The following is a 22,696-nucleotide window of genomic DNA, read 5'->3' as shown; positions in this document are numbered from 1 at the left end:
CATGTCATCGCCATTTATTCATTTACGTGTTCACAGCGACTTTTCGATGATGGACGGCCTGAATAAGGTTAAGCCTATTTTAGGTAAAGTGGCCGCGCTTGGCATGCCTGCCGTGGCGATCACAGACCAAATGAATATGTGTGGCTTGGTAAAGTTTTATTCCGAGGCACATAACTTAGGTATTAAGCCCATTATCGGCACCGATTTTTGGGTGACCAATGAAGTCTTTGGTGATGAACCATTCAGACTAACCCTTATTGCAATGAATAATGAGGGATATAAGAACATTACTATTCTTATCTCCAAGGCCTACCTTCGTGGACACTTGGCACACCGTGCGGTTATCGATCAAGAATGGTTAGCAGAGCACAGTGAAGGTGTGATTGTTTTATCGGGTGCACAGCATGGTGATGTTGGTGTGGGTTTAATGAAAAACAACGCCAAAATTCTCGACAGTGCCCTTGAGTTTTATCAAACTCATTTTCCCGACCGCTTTTATTTAGAGCTTATTAGAACCGGTAGACAAGGTGAAGAAGATTACTTGCACCTTGCCGTGGAGCTTGCTGAGCAGCGCGGTTTACCCGTGGTAACCACCAATGAAGTGTGCTTTATTGATCGTGAAGGCTTTGATGCTCACGAAATTCGTGTATGTATTCACGATGGCTACACGCTTGATGATAACCGCCGGCCTAAACGATACAGTGACCAGCAATATCTGCGCACTGCTGAGGAAATGGTTGAGTTATTTAGCGATATTCCTGAAGCCATAGAAAATACGGTTGAAATTGCCAAGCGCTGTAACGTTACTGTCCGATTAAATGAATATTTCTTGCCACAGTTTCCAACCGGCGGTATGACCACCGAAGACTTCTTGGTTAAGGTGTCTGAAGAGGGGTTGGAAGAACGTCTAGAATTTCTATTTCCCGATGAAGAAGTGCGCAAAGCCAAACGCCCAGAGTACGATGACCGACTTCGCATTGAGCTTGAAGTTATCAACCAAATGGGGTTCCCGGGCTACTTCCTTATTGTAATGGAGTTCATTCAGTGGAGTAAGGATAACGGAATTCCGGTAGGGCCTGGACGGGGCTCTGGTGCGGGTTCACTGGTGGCTTATGCCCTAAAAATTACTGACCTAGATCCGCTTGAATTCGATTTGCTATTCGAACGTTTCTTGAACCCAGAGCGTGTATCCATGCCCGACTTCGACGTCGACTTTTGTATGGATAGACGAGACGAGGTAATCGACCACGTTGCTGAGCTTTATGGGCGTCAGGCGGTATCGCAGATTATTACATTCGGTACCATGGCGGCGAAAGCGGTAGTGCGCGACGTAGGCCGCGTGCTTGGTCACCCATACGGCTTTGTAGATAGGATCTCGAAGCTGATTCCACCCGATCCAGGCATGACGCTTGAAAAGGCGTTTAAAGCAGAGCCACAGCTACCAGAAGTTTATGAAAGCGATGAGGAAGTGAAAGACCTTATCGATATGGCGCGAATACTTGAAGGGGTTACCCGAAACGCTGGTAAACACGCCGGTGGTGTTGTTATTGCGCCAACCACAATCACAGATTTCTCGCCTTTGTATTGTGATGACGAAGGTAAAAACCCCGTAACCCAGTTCGACAAAAACGACGTTGAAACGGCAGGCTTGGTAAAATTCGACTTCTTAGGTCTTCGTACGCTGACTATTATTCAGTGGGCAATAGATATGATCAAAGAAGGGAAGAACGTTGATGTCGATATCAGCGCTATTCCTCTTGAAGATCCTAAGAGTTTTAGAACCCTTCAAAACGCTGAGACAACTGCGGTATTCCAGCTGGAATCTCGCGGTATGAAGGAGCTAATTAAGCGCCTCAAACCTGACTGCTTCGAAGATATTATCGCACTGGTGGCCCTGTTCCGTCCGGGCCCGCTGCAATCAGGCATGGTAGATAACTTTATTGACCGTAAGCACGGGCGTGAAGAAATTTCCTACCCCGATGCTGAATATCAGCACGAGTGCTTACAGGAAATTCTAGAGCCCACCTATGGCATTATCTTGTATCAGGAACAGGTAATGCAGATAGCCCAGGAAATGGCGGGCTACTCACTGGGTGGCGCTGACTTGCTTCGTCGTGCGATGGGTAAGAAAAAGCCTGAAGAAATGGCCAAGCAGCGCGGCACGTTCGCTGAAGGTGCGAAGGGCAATAATATTGACCCAGACCTAGCGATGAAAATCTTCGACTTGGTAGAAAAGTTTGCGGGTTACGGGTTTAACAAATCTCACTCTGCCGCTTATGCCTTGGTGTCTTACCAAACCCTGTGGCTGAAAGTGCATTATCCTGCGGAATTCATGGCTGCGGTAATGTCGGCGGATATGGATAACACCGATAAAATCGTGACGCTTGTCGATGAATGTGAGCGCATGGGCATCGAAATACTGCCGCCAGATTTAAATGCAGGTAAATACAAATTTACCGTCGATAGCGAAGGCCGCATTGTTTACGGTATTGGTGCGATTAAAGGGGTAGGTGAAGGCCCAATTGAAGCGATTATTGAAGCGCGGGAGACCCAAGGGGCATTTAAGGATCTTTTTGATTTCTGCGCCAAGATAGACATTAAACGGGTAAACAAGCGAGTGCTAGAAAAGCTAGTATTAGCGGGGGCAATGGACAACTTAGGCCCCCACCGCGCTAGTCTTATGGCGAGTTTACCCGAGGCCCTTGCCGCCGCTGGACAGCATGCAAAAGCCGAGTCATTTGGTCAGTCAGACATGTTTGGCCTTCTGACTACCGAGCCTGAAGATGTGAAACAAGCGTTCGCTGATGTTCCTGAGTGGCCTGAAAAAGTATGGCTAGAAGGTGAAAAAGATACTCTGGGCTTGTACTTAACCGGTCACCCCATCAATCAATACGCGGAAGAACTGCGTTACTACACCGACGGGCGTTTAGTTGATTTAAAACCAACCAACAAAGATCAAATGGCCAGTGCAGTAGGGTTGGTGCTTGGTGTGCGTGTTATGACGAACAAGCGCGGGCGTCGTTGGGCCATAGTGACACTGGATGATAAGAGTGCCAGAATAGACGTTCGTTTCTTCCCCGATATGTACGAACAGTTCGAAAGTGTGTTAGAAACTGACAGAATATTGCTTATAAAGGGACAGGTCAGCTTTGATGATTTCTCTGGGGGCAATACAATCACCGCCCGTGATGTAATGGACATTGTTCAGGCACGAGAGAAAAACGCGAGAGCGCTGGCACTAAATATTGATACCCAGCTGCTTGAACCGAAAAAAATGAGTCAGATGCAATCTATCCTGCAGGCATTTAACGGCGGAAGTTGTCCTGTTCAGTTAGCGGTAACCCATCCAGACGCTGAAGTAACCTTAGCGTGTGGTGCAAGATGGTACGTTACCCCTGAAGACCAACTTTTGCACGATCTCAAACAATGTTTGGGAGACAAAGCCGTTTCAATTCTCTACCATTAGGGGCAAGAGTTCGATAGATTGGACATCTCGCGTTTGCATAGACGAGCGTAGTACGAATAGGACATGAAATGAGTATACAGTTTTTGGACTTTGAACAGCCCATAGCCGAACTAGAAGCAAAAATTGAAGAGCTTAGGTTGGTGAATCAAGGTGGCGAGTTTGACGTTGGTATTGAAGAAGAAATCAATAAGCTTCGCGGTAAAAGCGCAGAGCTGACTAAAAAGATCTTTTCTGATCTTGGCGCATGGCAAGTTTCTCAACTTGCACGTCACCCAATGCGTCCTTACACGTTAGATTACATTCCTCGTATTTTTACCGAATTCGATGAGCTTGCAGGCGACCGCGCGTTCGCTGACGATAAAGCGATTGTTGGTGGCCCAGCAATGCTAGATGATCAGCCGGTGATGATTATTGGTCATCAGAAAGGGCGTGACACTAACGAAAAAATTAAGCGTAACTTCGGTATGCCTAAACCAGAAGGCTACCGTAAAGCTTTGCGTCTTATGAAGATGGCTGAGCGCTTTAACATGCCTATCATCACTTTTATCGATACACCAGGAGCGTATCCAGGTGTTGGCGCTGAAGAGCGTGGCCAAAGTGAAGCCATTGCTAAAAATTTATTCGAAATGGCTGAGCTTACTGTTCCAATCGTGTGTACAGTAATCGGTGAAGGTGGTTCAGGTGGTGCACTAGCGATTGGTGTTGGCGATCGCGTTAATATGCTTCAATATTCTACGTACTCGGTTATTTCACCAGAAGGTTGTGCGTCTATTTTGTGGAAAAGCGCAGAAAAAGCACCACTCGCTGCTGAAGCTATGGGTGTAAGTGCGCCACAAATTAAAGAGCTAGGCCTGATTAACAGTATTGTTGAAGAGCCTCTAGGTGGCGCCCATCGCGACCACAATGGCATGGCGGCTAATTTGAAGGCCGTGATTAAGCAGCAGCTTAACCAGCTTAAAGAACTAGATAAGACTAAATTGATGGAAGAGCGTTACCAGCGTTTAATGTCGTTCGGTTATTGCTAATTTCATTAAGAAAACTAGCATGAAATTGCATTTAGCCGCCATGTACACCTGGGCTCTATCAGAGTTTAGACGCTTGATATAAAGTCTTGCGAGCGGTGGCTTAATTCATGTTGGTTCATGTAATGTCGAATAAGAACATGGGGGTTGTTTACCATAGGTAACCAACCCCTTTGTGTTATTAGAAAGTGTGGTTTTAGAAAGTGTGTTATTAGAAAACCAGTGCTAAGCCAAGTACCCCTAATAGAAATTAAGTTGAAAGAATAAGGTATTACCGGTCTGTGACCCCTCTACAATCCCCAACAATCGAACATATCGTTAACCGCATAGCGACATCTCTTACCGATGTAAAGCTACCACTTCAAACGCCACTCGTCGTTGCTTACAGCGGTGGTGTGGATTCGACCGTTCTGCTCCAAGCTGTTATTGCGTATCGGGAACAGTTTGATAGCCCAATTCATGCTGTACACGTACATCACGGTTTAAGTGATAATGCCGGACAGTGGGCAAAGCACTGCGAATTACAGTGTCGTCTTGAAGACATAGCATTTCATTTGTATCGAGTTGATGTTGATACGGGCTCGAGAAAAAGCCTAGAAGCAGAAGCGCGCAAGGTTAGATACAATGCATTGTTAGAAGTGTGTGACCAAATAGGCGGTGTGCTGCTATTGGGGCAACATGCCGAAGATCAGCTTGAAACGGTTTTACTGCAGCTAAAACGCGGTGCTGGTCCACAAGGCTTAGCGGGTATGGGAGAAGTGCAGTACCGAGGTGACACCTTGATAATGCGACCTATGCTTTCCCTAGAGAAAGCCGAGATTGTGGCTTATGCCGAAGAAGAAATGTTGCAGTGGGTCGAGGATGAATCTAACCAGCAAAACAGCTTTGACAGGAATTTTTTAAGGAACGAGATCATACCTCATTTGCTTGAGAGGTGGCCTAAGTTAACCAAGACTGTGGGGCGAAGCGCAGAGCTTTGTGCTGAGCAAAGTGCACTAGTCAGCGATTCTGTCCAAAAATATTTTGAAGATTGTAAACTTACAGAACTTAGGTTAGATGGACAGAAACTTGCTGACTTATCTTTACCTTGGCAGGCTATGGTCATTCGCGCGTGGTTCAAATCGCAAGGCGAGCTGTCGCCTTCAAAAGCACAGACAGACCAAGTAATTGCTATGCTAAAAGCAAAGCACGACGCAACCCCAGAAGTAAACTTTAAATGGGGCAGGGTGATGCGGTTTGACCAAGATCTTTATTGGGTGGTGAACGATAACCACGAGATCCCGCAAAACCTTGAACTGGCGTTAGGTCAAGATATCCCTCTTTCTTGGTTACACGGTAATATTAGGGTCACATTATCAGACCAGAAAAAAGGCGATAAGGTTTCTTTGCAAACCAATGCTCGCAACCTAAAAATAAAACCAGAGAGTGTGAGCGTATCTAAGCTGTTGAAAGAGTGGTTTAAGGTATGGCGCGTGCCAAGATGGGAGAGAAATGGCGTGCCGGTCATTTTTCTAAACAAGCAGCCTGTCGCTCTTATTGTTGAAGGACGCTGTGTTTATCTGCAGCCCAAAGCACCTGGTATAGTAATAGACTTTAATCCTGATTAGACCCTTATCTCTTTCCGTTTTCCACGGAAACGCTCAGCAGGTCTCGTTGTAGTGTGATGACGGCAATAAAACACAGATGCGGCATGCGTTTGCCGCTCCTATAAATAGCAACGTTATGCGGCGTGATAGCTGTTCTTACCAGAGTTTTTCACGCGATACAGGGCGTTGTCAGCACGGTCAAACAAGCTGCTCATCGTGTCGCCGTCGCGATAAATCGCGCCACCAAGGCTGGTTGATACACCTAAGCGAGACAAGTAGTTGGAGCTATTTATGCTCATTTGTATTCGTTGAGCGGCGCACGCTAATTGTTGCTGGGTCTGGCAGTCTAACAAGCAACAAAACTCATCGCCGCCATAGCGGAAGGCTTCGTCTTCATCCCGCAAAACATTAGCTAAATGTGATGCAACATGGACAAGTACTTTGTCACCTTCACTATGACCAAAATTATCATTCACGTATTTAAAGTTATCTAAGTCGATCACCAAAAGTGCGAAAGGGTCGTCGTGTCTATGCGCCCAACCGAGTTGTCTTGTCATTGACTGCTCAAAGCCCGCACGGTTACCCAAGCCAGTTAACACATCTTTAGTTGCCATCTGCTGCACACGCATCAATGAAAGAGCGTGCTTTACTTGTTTTCCAAATAAATCATGCAGTTGGAATAGACTCTCCCGTTGCGATAACGACAAGGGTGAACTAATGTAATAATAGACATGAGCTTGCTCGCCATTAACGGCATTAGCACCTTGTAGTGGTAAATCCATCAGTGTTGACGATATTTTTGCATTACCGTACACCCAACGGGAGTCAAAATCAGATAAGCTGAAACCAACAACCGGCAGTAACGTATTTAGCTGCTGAAAATACACGCCACCCAACTCTTGAAGTTCAAGCGTAGAAAGGAGCTGTGTTACGAAGCCTGATAATTCACTAAAAGAGAGTGATTTACCTGTGCTCTCAGCAGGGTAAAAATTGTTATGTTGTGTGCTATCGTAGACTGACGTTGAAAAATCCACAGTAGTGCCCCTATACAAAATGCGTTGGTATGCAAAGAAACAAGTGTCAAAGCCCTGACGTTTCTGTGGCCACAATCGCATTTTCGCGATATTTATGACGATCACAGCGGCAAAACTTGCCGGATCTGCATTTGTAAAGGGGACACTGCAAGCTAAATGCCAACAACATGATTATGGCGCTAGTCTTTAGCTTAAAACGCAAAGCCGTCCTGTTTGACGGTTTTTTTTACGAATGGAAGTGAACGTGTTCTAGGAGGTTACGTGGGAACGAGTTTTTTGAATATCGTAATACTGATGTTTATATCGGTATGTGCGGTTGCATTATTTAAACGCATTCATCTCCCTCCAATTCTTGCTTACCTCTTTGCCGGCGTGCTCGCTGGTCCACAATTACTTTCCGTGTTTGCACACCCAGAAGAAATGCATCTGCTCGCTGAAGTAGGCATAGTGTTCTTACTCTTTTCACTAGGTCTTGAATTCTCGTTACCTAAATTGTTGGCAATGCGCTCTTTAGTATTTGGCGTGGGGCTCGGGCAAATGTTATTCACTACTGCTGTGTTTACCTGTGTTCCTCTATTTTTCGGGATCCCAATGAGTGCGTCTATCATTATTGGCGGTACGCTGGCGTTAAGCTCAACCGCTATTGTAATTAAGCAAGCCACCGAAATGGGCATTCTTAATAACAGGCGTACACAATTAGCGGTGAGTATCTTACTCTTTCAAGATTTAGCGGTGGTTCCTTTCCTAATTGCTATTCCTCTTTTAGCACAAACTGGTGAGGTAAGTATTGCGCTAGCTCTAGGCGAGGCGTTGCTTAAAGGTGTGTTTGTCATTGCGTTTCTAATGTCAGTGGGTAAGTGGTTACTACCTTGGGTGTTTAGAGAGGTAGCAAGAACAAGGACTGACGAGCTATTTGTTCTGACCACTATATTGATTGCCCTATTGGCAGGAGGGCTAACTTATTACTTTGGGCTTTCCATGGCGCTAGGCGCTTTCTTGGCAGGTATGATGTTGGGCGAAAGCCAATACAAGTATCAACTTGAAGCCGACATCCGTCCGTTTCGAGATATTTTAATGGGGTTATTTTTTGTTACCGTGGGTATGCAGTTAGAACTCACCGTACTATGGAACAGCCTGTTTGAGATTGTTTTTGGCGTTTTTGCCTTGATGATAGTTAAAGTCATTTTAGTAAGAGGCGCATCTCTATTAGTTAAAACCGATGCAATAGATGGCTGGTCTGCTGGAGTTAAACTTTGTCAGATTGGCGAGTTTAGTTTTGTAATTGCTGCGCTTGCTACGACACACGGCGTGCTAACGTCTGAGCAATCATCACTGATTGTATGTATGGGTGTAATCAGTATGGCGTTAACCCCGTGGCTTATGAATAACAGCGTCACTATCGCTAAACGAATTGTTAATAAGGACATCTCGCTCGATGACAATGTGAGCATTGGCAATGCAGAGCCGTTAACCAACCACGTCATTATTTGTGGGTTTGGCCGCGTTGGCCAGTCAGTAGCACGTATGCTGAAAATGGAAGGCATTCATTTTGTTGCTATAGATATGGACCCTGTCAGAGTGCACGAGAGTCGAAATGCAGGAGAGCCCGTTATTTTCGGTGATGCGAGTCAAAAAGATATATTGCTTAATGCCAATGTAGAAAGTGCCAAGCTCGTACTTGTGACCTTTGATCAGGTAGACAAGGCCAAGCAAGTGATAACACAGACAAGAAGTATAACGAACACAACTGATGTCATGGTGCGCACTAAGCGAGATTATCAATTAGAAAGCTTGTACAACGCAGGTGCTAACCAAGTAGTACCCGAATTACAAGAAGGCAGCTTAATGTTGGTATCGCAGGTGCTCCACTACGCTGGTGTGCCGATGTCGCGAATTTTGAAACGGGTTCGCGCTGAGAGAAAAGGTCGTTATGATCATATGCATGGCTTTTACCCGGGAGAAACAACAGAAATCACTTACGGCACAGAAGACAAGTTAGAGTTTATCCATGCTGTAGTGCTGTCTGAACATGCTTCTTGTATAGGCAAAGCTATAAAAGAGATTGATTTTTCGAGAATGCGAGTAGCGATTAAGGGCCTAAGGCGGGATGGAAACGAAGTTAAAGACCCAGATCAAGATGCTATTTTGAAAGCCCATGACGTACTGGTGATCGCGGGTAAACCCCGTCGGGTAGAGCGGGCGGAACGCAAGTTACTAGAAGGAAGCTAGCGCGCAGTTAAATGTAGCGCGCTTGCCGGATAATAAGTGTTGCATCACGTGAATTGAAACTTAGGCAACGCGGTCGCTTTCTAAGTCTGCAAATTGCTTTTTTAGGTCGTAACGCTCGTCTGTCACTATCTTCTCGAGCACTGAAACACGTTCCTTAAGTTCTGCAATTTCGGCTTTGTAGGCTTCGGTCTCTTTGTTGCTAAGTTTCTTCTTACTTTTATCTTTTGCACTTTCGACAATGGTCACTAAGGCCCAGGCACAAATGGCTACTATTGCAATCGCGGTCATATTCACGGTGGTATCCCTCACAAATGGCTTTAAAACAGTGTAGGTTAAAATTTAGCCTGTTGCCTTATTTACCCACATTTTAGTCAAATACTTACTGGTAAAACTACTGCTTCGCTTCAGGTACTATAGCGTTTATCTAACGTGGTTTTTAGTAAAAAATGTAACCAGTTAAGTCCTTCACACCAGCAGTGTTATAATGAAAGTTTGCAAGTAGGTTGCCAAGTGACAAAAGTCATTACATTCTAACAAGTTAGAATGTTTACCTAAGCTAAAACAAAATAATTATTAATGAAATTCACCAAGTAAAGTAGCAAAATTGACGAATGAGTGACCAAAATAGTAACTGTCCATCTTCAGACTTAGACCTTGCAAATAAGCAAGCGCTGCAACCAGAAGCTGTGCAAGAACAGCAGGCTGTAATTTCTACAGAAGAAGTCGCGACGCAAGAAGACGAAATGTGGATGAGACATGCACTCGCGTTAGCTGATAAAGCGGAATCGCACGGCGAAGTGCCTGTTGGTGCCTGTGTAGTGTTAAACGGTAAGCTTATAGGTGAAGGGTTCAATACCCCGATAACGGATAACGACCCGTCTGCCCATGCAGAGCTACGCGCTGTTAAAGAAGCCGCATCTTTTGTACAAAATTACCGACTTATTGATGCTACCTTGTATGTTACGTTAGAACCTTGTTCTATGTGTGCAGGCATGCTGGTGCATGCACGAGTAAAGCGTGTGGTGTTTGGTGCTAAGGATGCGAAGACGGGCGCTGCAGGTTCAGTTATGAACCTCTTACAACATCCTGCGCTTAATCACCAGCTTGAGATCGTACCTGGCATACTAGCTGACGAGTGTGCTAACAAGTTGTCAGACTTTTTTCGCAAGCGCAGGAAAGAGATCAAGGCAGCCAAAAAGGCGAAACGATTGCTAGAGGGAGATGCTTCAAGCTAATTTATAGCTTTGTATGAAGACGTGCTCATTAGCGTATTCGCCTTTTGGGTTTGTATCGTTTACGGGTTAAATCATTAAGAACCAAACAGCATAAAGTTAGCTTAGCTAGGCATGCGAGTTAACTGGGTGAACATATCGCTGGTAACAAATAGCTTGCGGCGCTGAAGTACTTTTTGGTGACAACGCTTAAGCATAAGTCTGCGTCTGTTGTTGTTTTTCAATTTTATTCCTTTTTTCATAAATCGATTTTTTTTCATTTACTTTCCTTTCTCATATAGTGGGCACTCCTTGCTTGCCGAGGCCACTTTCTTCCGTCATACAAAGCGCTTTGTTTTTTGGCTCGAACCCCGCGTTTATCCAGGGGAAGCCTAAAAGAGCGTGTGCTCTTAAAGTGCCTAAGCTTTTTGGAAGCTAATTATCGTCAAGAAAAACCGTTGTTTAGAGAAAGTAAGTCAGTGTCTGACTAACTTCTTTTAAGGGTACGGCATAAAGATGACATCGAAATGACAATTTTCAATAGAAAGATAAAACGAACAGCATTAAATTTTTCCTTGTTCATCCAACCATACTAAGCTGTCGTAATAACGGCGAATGTTTTCGACGTATTGCAAAGCTTCATCCCCCCTAGCATAGCCATAGCGCGTTGTGCGGTAATATTTCTTTTGCCTTAACTGTGGCAAGCGGCGTTTCACATCTACCCACAAGTCAGGGTTACCGCCCTGTTGCTCGGTAAGCACTCTCGCATCTTCCAAGTGCCCCATTCCGATATTGTATGATGCCATGGCCATCCAAGTTCTGTCTGGCTCGCTAATTCGCGCGGGTATACGACTTAGCAAACTCGCAAAATAACGTGATCCACCGCGAATACTTTGCTCAGGATCTGTCCTGTCATCTACATCCCAATCACTTGCTGTATCCAGTGTTAACATCATTAGGCCGCGAACCCCAGTTCTTGAAATAGCGTCACTGTCCCAATGGCTTTCTTGATAGCTCATGGCCGCAAGTAATCGCCAGTCTAGTTCACCGGCATATTGTTGGAATAGTGGTTTGTATTGGGCTAGGGCAGTTTCGGCGGCATAATTAAACGCGCGACTGTCGACGTAATCAAACTGGCGAATATGACCAAAGTACTTGTCTTCTAACACCGTAAACCAGCCTGATTGATGCACTGTACCAAAATACTCAATGAGCGCTGCTTTCACTGAATCGTCTTGATCTAACGGAAGGGCCCATGCCATCGGCATATCTTCGTTAAGGGTCTTTGCCACTGCCAAATTCGGGTAACGTCTACGTTGCAAAGCTAGGCGGTTGCTGTCTGCCACTGTGTAGGAAATGTCTCCATTGGCAACCTGTTGTAACAACTCCTCAGAGTCAGAATCTTCTGTAGTAACAATTTCGGTTTTTAGCGAAACGCTCTCGGTATCGTTTTCTACATCGCCAAAATTGCTCAGTAAGTCTGAAAGTAAGTGTGCCTGGCTGCTACCAGCAACAGCAACTATAGGGGCATCGAGTGCTAGTAAGTCTCTTGGTCTTGACGTCCCAGCTTGAAAGACGAGCTCTTGTTGAACATGTTGATAGGCGGGCCCGTAAGCGAAGCGTTTTTTGAGTGAGGGCGTGACCGCATCGCCCGTTGCAACAATGTCTAGGTTACCTTCTTCTAATTGTTCCAACATGACTTCGTAGCTGTAAAACGGATACAGGTCGAGTGTTACGCCAAGGTAATCGGCAAAACCAGCCAGCAATTCATATTCAAACCCCTGAGGGCCTTCTGCACCGTTATAAAATGTTCCTGCACCATATACCGTTCCCACACGAATAGACTCTCGTTCCAGTAGTGAAGACAAGGCAGTGGGGACTGAAGGAATGCCACAGCTTATAACAGCAATAGATAATATGATTATTAATTGTAGTTTTAATCGTTTTTTATAGTCTTGTGACTGCATAGACCTTTACTTGTTGTCATTAAACCATCTAAGTTTAAAAAAAAGTTCATGTAAGCGCGTTATGAGGTTACTTACTGCGCATAATTACTCTATAATCCGCGCCGAAATACTCATCAATCCAAGAGGCAACGCGTCGCATTGGTGGTCGTTGTTTCTAACAAACCAGGTAAATCAATATGTTGGTCCTTCGAGGCGCTCCTGCACTATCAGAGTTTAACCAAACTAAACTGATTGCAAAGCTGGGTCAATCCGGCGTTAGGGTTAAAAACCTATATAGCGAATATGTTCACCTAGTCGATTCCCAAGGTGACTTGTCTAAGCAGCAAATAGAGATACTCGAGAAGCTGCTCACTTACGGCCCCGCGAGGCAAGCACAAACCCCTTCTGGAACCTTCTTCCTTATTACTCCTCGCCCCGGCACTATTTCTCCCTGGTCTTCTAAAGCCACCGACATCGCTCACAACTGCAGTCTAAAAAATATCAACCGCATAGAACGTGGTTGTGCGTTTTATATAGAAACAGAAAACGCTGTGAGTGAAGATGATTTTGCGCTTATCGCTAGCTTCTTACACGACAGAATGACCGAATCAGTGTTCACCAATACTGATGAAGCTGCGGTGCTGTTTTCACACACCGAAGCCAATACTTTTACCAGCGTAGATGTATTAGGCGAAGGCAAAGACGCGCTAGTTAATGCAAATGTGTCGTTAGGCCTTGCATTGGCTGATGATGAGATTGATTACCTGTTTGATAGCTTTACTAAGCTAGGCAGAAACCCGACTGACGTTGAGCTTTACATGTTTGCGCAAGCAAACTCTGAGCACTGTCGCCACAAAATTTTTAACGCTAGCTGGACCATTGATGGCGAGGACCAAGAGAAGTCGCTGTTTAAAATGATCAAAAACACCTACGAGTTGTTACCTGATCACGTGTATTCAGCCTACAAAGATAACGCAGCGGTAATGGAAGGATGGCAAGCAGGGCGTTTCTTCCCGAACCCTCAGTCGCATCAATACGAATACCATCATGAAAATATTGATATTTTGATGAAGGTAGAAACTCATAACCACCCAACAGCTATTTCACCTTTCCCGGGTGCGGCAACCGGCTCTGGTGGTGAAATTCGTGATGAAGGTGCTACTGGTCGTGGCTCAAAACCTAAAGCGGGTTTAGTTGGTTTTACCGTATCTAACTTACGTATTCCTGGTGCCGAACAGCCGTGGGAATTCGAGTACGGCAAGCCACAGCGTATTGTAAGCGCCCTGGATATCATGCTTGAAGGGCCACTAGGCGGCGCTGCGTTTAACAACGAATTTGGTCGCCCTGCGTTACTGGGTTATTTCCGTACCTTTGAGCAAGAAGTCAATAGCTTCAACGGTGTTGAAGTGCGCGGCTATCACAAACCGATTATGTTAGCTGGTGGCTTAGGCAACATCCGCCGTGAGCATATTGAAAAAGGCGAAATCACGGTAGGCGCTAAGCTTATTGTGCTTGGCGGCCCCGCAATGAACATTGGTCTTGGCGGCGGGGCAGCCTCATCAATGGCATCTGGCCAGTCAAACGAAGACTTAGACTTCGCTTCAGTACAGCGTGACAACCCTGAAATGGAACGTCGCTGTCAGGAAGTGATTGATGCATGTTGGCAACTAGGGGATAACAACCCTATCCAGTTTATCCACGATGTGGGCGCAGGTGGTCTTTCAAATGCACTGCCTGAGCTGGTTAATGACGGTGGCCGTGGCGGTAACTTTGAGCTTAGAAAAGTATTGTCTGATGAGCCAGGTATGACGCCGCTAGAGCTTTGGTGTAACGAATCGCAAGAGCGATATGTTTTATCTGTCTCGCCTGAAAATATGCCTGTATTCGAAGCAATTTGCGCCCGCGAACGCGCGCCGTTTGCTGTGGTTGGTGAAGCCACTGCCGAACAGCACCTGAACCTGAACGACAGTCAGTTTGACAACAAACCTATAGATATGCCGCTAGATGTACTTTTAGGCAAGCCGCCTAAAATGCACCGCGACGTAAGCTCGACCAAGGTAAGCTCGCCAGCACTAGATGAGGCTGGCATTACATTAAGTGATGCAGCAAATCGCATTTTATCTTTGCCTACTGTGGCAGAGAAAACCTTCCTTATCACCATTGGCGATCGCTCGGTTACCGGTCTTGTTAGTCGCGACCAAATGGTAGGTCCATGGCAGGTGCCAGTGGCAGATGTGGCGGTAACCGCAACAGCGTTTGATACCTATCACGGTGAAGCTATGTCGATGGGCGAACGTACGCCTGTTGCATTACTATCGCACGGCGCGTCAGCACGTCTTGCTGTGGGTGAAGCGTTAACCAATATTGCCGCAGCAAACATTGGCGATATTAAGCGTATTAAACTGTCTGCAAACTGGATGGCAGCAGCTGGACACCCAGGTGAAGATGCGGGTCTTTATGAAGCGGTAAAAGCCGTGGGTGAGGAGCTTTGCCCAGAGCTAGGCCTAACCATTCCTGTGGGTAAAGACTCTATGTCGATGAAAACCGCATGGAATGAAAACGGTCAAGATAAAGCGGTGACCTCTCCGCTCTCACTGGTTATTTCAGCCTTTGGTGCAGTAAAAGATATTCGCAAAACCCTAACACCTCAGCTACGCACTGACAAAGGTGCAAGCCGCTTGTTGTTGCTTGATTTGGGCGAAGGTAAAAATCGCTTGGGTGCTAGCTGTTTAGCCCAGGTCTATACACAGCTTGGCGATAGCCCAGCGGATGTGGTTTCTGCTGCTCGCCTTAAAGCCTTCTTTGATGCTATGCAGGCGCTTATCGAAAAAGGTTTGGTGTGTGCTTATCACGACCGTTCAGACGGCGGCCTATTTACTACAGTGGCTGAGATGGCCTTTGCCGGTAAAACAGGCGTAAGTGTTAACCTTGATAGCCTTAAAGGTAATGACATTGCAGTACTATTCAATGAAGAATTGGGCGGCGTTATTCAAGTGCGCGAAAGCGACCTAGAAGCAGTTAACGCTGTACTGGCTAAGTTTGACTTAACCGAATTGACTCACGATATCGGTACGCTTAATAGCACAGATATGATTGAGTTTAACCGCGACGGTGTAGCCGTGCTTGCGGATAGCCGCGTATCTATGCGCACAACGTGGGCACAAACCACGTTTGAAATGCAAAAGCTTCGTGATAACCCAGAGTGTGCTGAACAAGAACACGCTGCAAAGCAAGATGCTGCCGACCCTGGTTTGCATGCTGCGTTGTCTTATGATGTAAACGAAGACGTTGCCGCGCCTTATATTGCTAAAGGCGTTAAGCCAAAAGTGGCGATTTTAAGAGAGCAGGGCGTTAACTCGCATCTTGAAATGGCGGCCGCATTTACCCGTGCAGGCTTTGATGCTATCGATGTACACATGAGTGACGTATTAGCGGGTCGCATTACACTTGAGCAATTTGCTGGTCTTGCTGCTTGTGGCGGTTTCTCTTACGGCGATGTGTTAGGTGCAGGTGAAGGTTGGGCGAAATCTATATTGTTCAACAGCATGGCTCGCGATCAATTCGAAGGCTTCTTCAACCGTAACGATACGTTCAGCTTAGGTGTGTGTAACGGCTGTCAGATGCTATCGAACCTTAAATCACTGATTCCAGGTACTGAGCATTGGCCACATTTCGTGACCAATCAGTCGGCGCGATTTGAAGCTCGTGTTGCTATGGTTGAGGTTATGGAGTCTAACTCTGTGCTGCTTGATGGCATGGCAGGTTCGCGTATGCCTATTGCGGTGTCGCACGGTGAAGGTCAGGCTGAATTTGCTAATGACAACGCGCTATCACAAGTAGGCGCGCAGGTGGCGATGCGTTACGTAGACAACTACGGCAAGCCAACCATGCAATACCCAGCTAACCCTAATGGTTCACCGCAGGGGATCACAGGTCTAACTTCACTAGACGGACGCAGCACGATCATGATGCCGCACCCTGAACGTGTATTTAGAGCAGTAGCAAACTCGTGGCGTCCAGACGATTGGCAAGAAGACGGCGCGTGGATGCGTATCTTCAGAAATGCCCGTAAATTTGTTGGGTAACAAAACACGCTTATTTTGACTAAAGCAGGGGGAAACCCCTGTTTTAGTCATTAGAAAAATACTGTTTAATAAATGCGCATACCATAAATAGGCGTCAAAGCTTTGGCAAAGTGTCAAAAATCTGATTTTTGCCCTTGTCATCAGTTTGTCACTGATCTATTGTAGTGCAAGCAAGGAATGCATCTAGGTTACAGGAGTTGAGTTAGGGCTGTACCAGAGAATGGCATTTGCCACCTGGTTATTAATAATAAGAGACGACCGATGAATCGTTCTTCAAAAGGGTTTGGCTTAACCGGAGTAGCTGTAGCTGTAGTGTTGATGTTCGTAACTGCTGTTTTTAGCACATCTGCGAAGTCTGCCGAAGCTCCAACAACGCTAAGTGTGCTGTCTTCAGTTAAGTAGTCTGAAAGAAAAATTCTAACGCCCGTATCAAGTTACTTGATACGGGCGTTAATCATTAGGGGACAATAAACTTTAAAGATAGGGCGTTTCTTTATAAAAGGCTAAAAGTTACACCAAGAAATAAGCCTAAAAAGCAAAGCCGACTCAACGAGTTTTAGCCTATCATTTTATCCCTTCTTATTTTTTTCTCTGTTGATCAATTTCTGCTGCGGATGCTTTTTCAAAAGCACATATGTGGCACCAAACCCGCCGTGCATAGGTTGCGCAGTATGATAGGCAATCACTTCTTCAAGTTCGCGTAGCCAATGGTTAACATAGCTTTTTTTCAAGGCGGGAAAAGGTTTACTATTTTCACCTGTTCCATGTTTTATGAGCAGTGCACGAACCCCTCGTTCGTGACTTGATTTAATGGTGCTATAAATCAGGTCGCGACTTTGCTCTAGTGTCTTTCCTGATAGCGTTATATTGGTTTCCAAGGGGTATTTACCAAGACGAAGTTTTTTAAATACGCCGTCTTGTATGCCGGGCTGCTGGAAATGTATAAAATCATCAGGCGGTACCGGCTTTATACCTTCCATGCTCAGAGGGATAACGAGCTTTTCGCGGATGCTCATCTGCCTGGCGGCACGTTTCTGCTTTTCTGCGAGCGCCTTTTCAGGGTCGTGTAATAAAGCCTTATCATCTGATGCAATAGGTTTTACATCTTGCATTTCTGCAAAAAACGAATCGATATCATCGTTTTCAAATTGGCTCATACTATTCCCCGTATTAACTACTACATCATTATTTATACGTTATTTTTTGCCTGATGGTCTATGCGAAGTGTACTTATTGGAAAGCTAAACGCGCAGATAGACGACGCTTAAAATAGGCAACGGCTATAAAAATGGGGATTAATTTTGAAATTTCATCGGTTAGTAGATGGCACCGGGCTCAGATAGAGCCTCTATGGCAAACCATTCCTCTTCGGTAAATGTTGAATCACTCGGTGTTTCAACATCATCGCCTGTTTCTTTTTGGGGGGACGAATCGAAAGTCATTGTGCTCTCCTGTTTAGAAGAGTATTGCTCAATTCGATTAAATTACAACCAAAGTAGAAGAAATAAACATGATGATAGGGGAGCGAAATGTATAGCAAGGTTTACTGTATTTTGGGTTTTAGCCCGCCAAAATGGCGTCCCCAGCTGGAATCGAACCAACATCTAAGCCTTAGGAGGGCCTTGTTTTATCCATTAAACTATGGGGACCTAATGCGTAAGAATATCTATTATACGTAGTTACAAAAAATACGAAACCCTTCGATTAATCAATAAGGTGCAGTGTTTTATAACAACGTACTTATACGGCTAAAACGGCTTATCTATGCGGATTGGTATGAATACCATGTGATTCTAATCTACCCAATAAAAAGCCCCCGTCAAATGCGAGGGCTTTAGGTTAACTTCACAACGAGATTAGATGTCCGTTGGTGGAAGTTTATCTATCGCTGTTTTCAGCACTTCAGACTCTGTCGGAGAAGCCGTTGTCACGTCACCGCTACTTTCTTTAGACGTATCGCCTACAAGTCCGTCACTAGCATCAGGAGATGCGCCCTCACTATTTGAATCGACTGAAGTAGGCTCTGTTGACGGCAGAATCAACTCTTCTGGGGGAAGATCAATATCGACGACGTCAACAGTTACCTCTGTCACCGGACCCCCAGAGACTATATCGTCTTCTTCTGGAAGCGTGATGGTGTCATCAGGCAGAGTACTTTCAGGTGTTGAAGCCTCAGATGAAAGCGGGTTTGTGCCTTCATTCGGTGCAGTAGGCAACGGTCCACCTACATCAACGGTTTCAATCTTAGTGCCAGACAAGTCAATAGTGTCTCCTCCACCAAAGCTATCGCCGACATTTGTTCCAAGTGAGCTCACCTCTTCTTCAGGAAGCGTGATGATGTCTGGCGCAGTCTCAATAGGTTCAATGCTCTCGACAGGCTCTGTGCTCATAAGCGGTGCAGTGGGCTCGTTTTCTGGTGTTACCAGTCTAGTTTCAGCGTTCAGGTCGACTGTTTGAAGCGTTTGCCCTGTTAGATCAATAACATCAGGTGCAGTAGGCTCGTCAGTTACCACTGTGCCATTGCTATCTGACGCACTTACAGGCTCAGATAAACTGCCTGTCACCACATCAGGAACACCTTCACCGGATGCCGTCACAAAGACATTAAACTCTGCTTGCTCGACAGTACCGTCTGGATAAGCGATACGATAAGTAAAGGTATCCGTTAAAGTCCCACCAAAAACGGCTAGCGTGTTGTCTGGGGTATAAGTGTATGCGCCAGTTTCGTCAATTTGTAGCGTGCCGAAATCTCCCACTAACGTAATGCCGCCAGTCGCATCTTGGAAGGTTGTTCCATCGGTAGATACGGTGACGTCGTATGTTGAACCAAACAGCACATCGTTTTCAAACAACTTGCCGGTGGCCGTTTGTACGCTACTGACTTCAAACTGATCAAGATAGTTGATGGTTGAGGTTAGGTCTACACTAATGCTGCCGGCTACGCTAACGCCTGTCGTACCGCTCATCGACAGCCGATATATGCCTTCAGTTAACCCGTTGACGGTAAGCACGGTATTGCCATTAATGCCCAATAGGCTAACAATTTCATCACTGGGGAAAACCCTATACGCTTCAAACGCTCCGTTTACAAACTTTTCTACGGTAATAGTAACGTTTGAAAATAGTGACGCTAGGCTGCCGTTATCAACGTTTAACGTAATATCTTGGGTGGTGTTTGCCGTTACGTCAAATGTTCTGCTAACATCGCTAAAGCCACCTATGTTCCCCAATATATAACTATAAGAAAGTGCGTCTTGTTCATTCAGTCCGGTGTCCGTAACAAAATCATAGGTCAATTCAGCACGGGCCGAGTCTGCCGATACTCCTTGTCCTGACAAGTTAAAGTTAAGATTGGCGGTAGAGGTATTCGTGCCATCTGAAATGGTGTAGCTAAAGCTATCTGTATTGCCTAAGCCGTCACGTACGCCGTTGGCTACGTAGGTGTAGCTGCCGTCCTCAAAGATGGTGAGGTCGCCATAATCACCTTCAATGGTAATGCCAGATAAACCAGTACCCAATACCGTCACTGACTCTCCATTGGAATGGGTAACTTGCGTCACTACGCCGCCCTCGGCAATGCTATCGGCTACATCGCCTGTGTTAGCCGCATCGATAACATTCCCAGACGTCGTTGTGCTACCTTCAAACTGATATTCCGTTAGTGTTGTAGTCACATCCGTTTGTTCTAGTAAGGATATCGTATTGCTAAGCAAGATTGCGGCAATGTCGTCAATGAGAGCATCAGATAACTGTGCTACTCCTAGCGTTGTAAGACCTGAGTTAATAGTACCGACCAAGTCGCCAGCTCCAATCGTGTCTGTGGTAGCTAGGATTGGCTCAAGAATAAACTCTCTTACTAAAGTTCCTAAAGGTATAACCCCTAAACCTGATTCGTCATTTAGCGCAGTTTCAATAGCATTTAGCACTACCTCTTGGTTTTCCTCGCCAAGAACAACCCCGCCATCGCCTAGTTCAGTAAGTGTAATCGAGCCGTCTCCATCTTGGTCAAACAAGTTTTCGAGGGAGCTTTGACTGTTACGAACAACAACCGCATAGTCTCCAGCAGGGAGCCCAGAGAACTTTGCCACCAAGGTGTCATCACCTAACAAGCCCAAGACACTTAACCCTACAGCGTCACCAACAAGAGGGCTGTCTTGTGCTGTTGCTGAGGCAACTACATTGCCATCTGCATCAACAATATCAACTCTATACCCATTGGCCACTGCAACTAGCGCAGTTTGGCTAACCTCTACAACCACTTCTCCGAAGTAGTCGGCTCCGACAGTAAATGTTGTACTAGCGGTAGGAGAGCCTGCGGCAGGTGAACCTGCTGCTATGTCAATCACCTGCAAGTCGCTATCAGTAACTGGTGTATTAACGATGGCGGTTTGTGCGCCTAGCTCCATATCATTGTTATCGGTTTGCGCTACTACTGGCGGGAAGTCGCTGCCAGAAATATTGATGGTAAGCGCCGCAATATCAGAAGTTTCACCATCTGATAAGGTGTAGTTGAACACTTCGTCTTGGCCAATTGCACTGCGGTCACCATCGGCGGTATAGGTGTAAGTGCCGTCTGCAGCAATTTCCAGTACGCCATAGTCACCTTGAATAGAAACCGTACCTGTAGCAGGAACAGCAACACTGTCACCAGAGGCATTGGTAACCAGGATTACTTGGGCACCGTCTAAAATGGTGTCAGTGCCCACACCACTTAAGTCACCATCAATTAGGTTGCCTTGGGCCACTAAATCACCTGTGTAGGTGTATTCGGTTAATGTGGTGGTGATGTCAGTGTTTTCTAGTACTGATGTTGTATTGCTGAGTAATGCCTTAGCTACCTGACTAATAACTGCGTCAAGAAGACCAGTGACACCGAGAAGGTCTAAAGGATCAGTTAGTTCATCAACGAGTATAGCCGCTATTCCTCCGGCACCAATAATAGGGGTGTCTATCAGGGCTGCTTCTAAAGCATTTCTCGTTAATGTGCCAACTGAATCACCTAAAATCCCCAAGCCTAAAACATCATCATTTAACGTAGTTTCAATGAAATCTAATACGGCGTCTTGGTTATTTGGTCCTAGTACAACGCCTGCGTTACCAAGTTCAACAAGGCTGACATCTCCACTTCCATCACCGTCTAGTAGTTCTTCTAATTTGCTTTCATCGTTGCGAACAACAACGTAGTAGGTTCCTGCATCCAGACCTGCTAGAGAGAAAGAAACCGTTTCGTCATTCGAAATATTGAAGGTTTCTAACCCACCTATGTCAACTAACTCCGAATTCGCAGTTCCTCCCTGATAAACAAGCTGACCATTTTCATCATAAACTTGAACCGCATAGGCATCTGCAACTGCAGCAAGCGCAATTTGTTGAACTTCTACAAAGACTTCACCTACATTATTAGGGGAGACCGTAAAGGTAGCTGCGGCATCAACACCAGGCGTGAAAAGCCCTACCTCAAGAACGTCAACATTACTGGTGGTCTCCGAAGGATATACTGTCACTACAGGCTCGCCCATATCAACGGTGTTGCCGTCGTTTATAGCATCGAGAGCCTGTACGATAACATTTTGGCTTGCCGTGCTCGCCGAGTTACCTGCTTCGTCGGTGACTGTTGCCACCACCGCGTAGGTACCTGCTGGTAGCGTAGTGCCCGTTAAATCAAGGCTCCAGTTACCGCTGCCATCAATAGTAAGTTCGGGGTCAGTGCCAAAGGTATAGGACGTACCATCAACGGTAACGGTTAGGGTAGTATTGTCACCAAGATCCACCGTACCATTAAAGATAAGTGTGCTATCGCTAGTAATAAAGTCTCCAGCCACGCCAGAGTCGTTTGAGATACTGTCGAACGTTACTGTCTGACCGTTATTGTTTTCATCAATACTGGTATCGATAACAACTGTACCTGTGTCAGTTGCAACATTGCCTACCGCATCTGTGGCAGTAACCACAGCCGTGTAATTGCCCTCAGCAAGCAGTGCGACGATATTGTCAGCTAGCGTCCACGTGCCGTCACCATTGTTGGTAGCGGTATAGTCGTTGCCATCAATCGTTACCACCACAACCGCATTGGGGTCGTTCACCGTACCGGTAAGCTCTGGCGTGGTGTCATTGGTA

General features: G+C 45.8%; 14 protein-coding genes and 1 tRNA gene. 7 read left to right on the top strand and 8 right to left on the bottom strand.

The window, feature by feature from the left end; all coding sequences use genetic code 11:
- Position 1: 1 nt before the first annotated feature.
- From dnaE to tilS, 3 genes are all read left to right on the top strand, one after another.
- Positions 2–3,466 carry a DNA polymerase III subunit alpha gene (gene dnaE, locus AC27KT_RS13360; protein ID WP_487130714.1) on the top strand — a complete coding sequence of 1,155 codons (3,465 nt, stop codon included), beginning with the start codon at positions 2–4 and terminating at the stop codon, positions 3,464–3,466.
- Positions 3,467–3,534: 68 nt separating this feature from the next.
- Positions 3,535–4,491: an acetyl-CoA carboxylase carboxyl transferase subunit alpha gene (gene accA, locus AC27KT_RS13355; protein WP_014948567.1), complete on the top strand. Its 957-nt coding sequence runs from the start codon at positions 3,535–3,537 to the stop codon at positions 4,489–4,491.
- Positions 4,492–4,769: 278 nt separating this feature from the next.
- A complete protein-coding gene (gene tilS, locus AC27KT_RS13350; protein ID WP_487130711.1) occupies positions 4,770–6,095 on the top strand; it encodes a tRNA lysidine(34) synthetase TilS in 1,326 nt (441 codons plus the stop codon).
- A gap of 113 nt (positions 6,096–6,208) precedes the next feature.
- Here tilS and AC27KT_RS13345 read toward each other — a convergent pair whose 3' ends face one another.
- Complete coding sequence (locus tag AC27KT_RS13345) at positions 6,209–7,108, bottom strand: GGDEF domain-containing protein (protein ID WP_487130709.1); 900 nt, start codon at positions 7,106–7,108, stop codon at positions 6,209–6,211.
- A gap of 261 nt (positions 7,109–7,369) precedes the next feature.
- On the opposite strand from AC27KT_RS13345, the gene AC27KT_RS13340 reads away from it, so the two are divergent.
- On the top strand, positions 7,370–9,337 hold the full coding sequence (locus AC27KT_RS13340) for a monovalent cation:proton antiporter family protein (protein ID WP_487130707.1): 1,968 nt from the start codon (positions 7,370–7,372) through the stop codon (positions 9,335–9,337).
- Between the two features lie 60 nt (positions 9,338–9,397).
- Here AC27KT_RS13340 and AC27KT_RS13335 read toward each other — a convergent pair whose 3' ends face one another.
- A complete protein-coding gene (locus AC27KT_RS13335; RefSeq protein ID WP_136781038.1) occupies positions 9,398–9,625 on the bottom strand; it encodes a hypothetical protein in 228 nt (75 codons plus the stop codon).
- A gap of 323 nt (positions 9,626–9,948) precedes the next feature.
- On the opposite strand from AC27KT_RS13335, the gene tadA reads away from it, so the two are divergent.
- Entirely contained in the window at positions 9,949–10,572 is a 624-nt protein-coding gene (gene tadA / locus AC27KT_RS13330) for a tRNA adenosine(34) deaminase TadA (RefSeq protein WP_487130705.1), read from the top strand.
- A 101-nt stretch (positions 10,573–10,673) separates the two neighbouring features.
- On the opposite strand, the gene AC27KT_RS13325 is transcribed toward tadA, so the two are convergent.
- Together AC27KT_RS13325 and mltF are read right to left on the bottom strand one after the other, a co-directional pair.
- Complete coding sequence (locus AC27KT_RS13325; RefSeq protein ID WP_487130703.1) at positions 10,674–10,829, bottom strand: hypothetical protein; 156 nt, start codon at positions 10,827–10,829, stop codon at positions 10,674–10,676.
- 282 nt (positions 10,830–11,111) lie between these two features.
- Positions 11,112–12,515, bottom strand: coding sequence for a membrane-bound lytic murein transglycosylase MltF (mltF, locus tag AC27KT_RS13320; protein WP_487130701.1), 1,404 nt, complete (start codon positions 12,513–12,515; stop codon positions 11,112–11,114).
- 176 nt (positions 12,516–12,691) lie between these two features.
- On the opposite strand from mltF, the gene purL reads away from it, so the two are divergent.
- Positions 12,692–16,579, top strand: coding sequence for a phosphoribosylformylglycinamidine synthase (purL, locus tag AC27KT_RS13315; protein WP_487130699.1), 3,888 nt, complete (start codon positions 12,692–12,694; stop codon positions 16,577–16,579).
- A 261-nt stretch (positions 16,580–16,840) separates the two neighbouring features.
- Positions 16,841–16,981 (top strand): hypothetical protein, encoded by a 141-nt coding sequence (locus AC27KT_RS13310; protein WP_012517588.1) that lies wholly within the window; start codon positions 16,841–16,843, stop codon positions 16,979–16,981.
- A gap of 167 nt (positions 16,982–17,148) precedes the next feature.
- Here the strand turns inward: AC27KT_RS13310 and smrA are convergent, their stop codons facing one another.
- From smrA to AC27KT_RS13290, 4 genes are all read right to left on the bottom strand, one after another.
- Positions 17,149–17,736: a DNA endonuclease SmrA gene (gene smrA, locus AC27KT_RS13305; protein WP_487130697.1), complete on the bottom strand. Its 588-nt coding sequence runs from the start codon at positions 17,734–17,736 to the stop codon at positions 17,149–17,151.
- A 159-nt stretch (positions 17,737–17,895) separates the two neighbouring features.
- A complete protein-coding gene (locus tag AC27KT_RS13300) occupies positions 17,896–18,021 on the bottom strand; it encodes a hypothetical protein (protein ID WP_268891133.1) in 126 nt (41 codons plus the stop codon).
- Positions 18,022–18,153: 132 nt separating this feature from the next.
- Positions 18,154–18,228, bottom strand: a tRNA-Arg gene (locus tag AC27KT_RS13295).
- A gap of 207 nt (positions 18,229–18,435) precedes the next feature.
- Positions 18,436–22,696 (bottom strand): beta strand repeat-containing protein (locus tag AC27KT_RS13290; protein WP_487130694.1); only part of this gene is annotated, 4,261 nt, incomplete at its 5' end.

It is taken from the genome of Alteromonas sp. 5NW40-0090 (assembly GCF_057552975.1).
Note: the sequence above shows the minus strand (reverse complement) of the source record. Positions and strands in the feature narration are given on the sequence as shown.

What these genes read in the sequence shown, in the direction of transcription:
- AC27KT_RS13310 (WP_012517588.1), top strand. Translation starts at nt 16,841, where the DNA reads ATGAATCGTTCTTCAAAAGGGTTTGGCTTAACCGGAGTAGCTGTAGCT.
- smrA (WP_487130697.1), bottom strand. Translation starts at nt 17,736, where the DNA reads ATGAGCCAATTTGAAAACGATGATATCGATTCGTTTTTTGCAGAAATG.
- purL (WP_487130699.1), top strand. Translation starts at nt 12,692, where the DNA reads ATGTTGGTCCTTCGAGGCGCTCCTGCACTATCAGAGTTTAACCAAACT.
- AC27KT_RS13335 (WP_136781038.1), bottom strand. Translation starts at nt 9,625, where the DNA reads ATGACCGCGATTGCAATAGTAGCCATTTGTGCCTGGGCCTTAGTGACC.
- tadA (WP_487130705.1), top strand. Translation starts at nt 9,949, where the DNA reads ATGAGTGACCAAAATAGTAACTGTCCATCTTCAGACTTAGACCTTGCA.
- AC27KT_RS13300 (WP_268891133.1), bottom strand. Translation starts at nt 18,021, where the DNA reads ATGACTTTCGATTCGTCCCCCCAAAAAGAAACAGGCGATGATGTTGAA.
- dnaE (WP_487130714.1), top strand. Translation starts at nt 2, where the DNA reads ATGTCATCGCCATTTATTCATTTACGTGTTCACAGCGACTTTTCGATG.
- AC27KT_RS13325 (WP_487130703.1), bottom strand. Translation starts at nt 10,829, where the DNA reads ATGAAAAAAAATCGATTTATGAAAAAAGGAATAAAATTGAAAAACAAC.
- mltF (WP_487130701.1), bottom strand. Translation starts at nt 12,515, where the DNA reads ATGCAGTCACAAGACTATAAAAAACGATTAAAACTACAATTAATAATC.
- accA (WP_014948567.1), top strand. Translation starts at nt 3,535, where the DNA reads ATGAGTATACAGTTTTTGGACTTTGAACAGCCCATAGCCGAACTAGAA.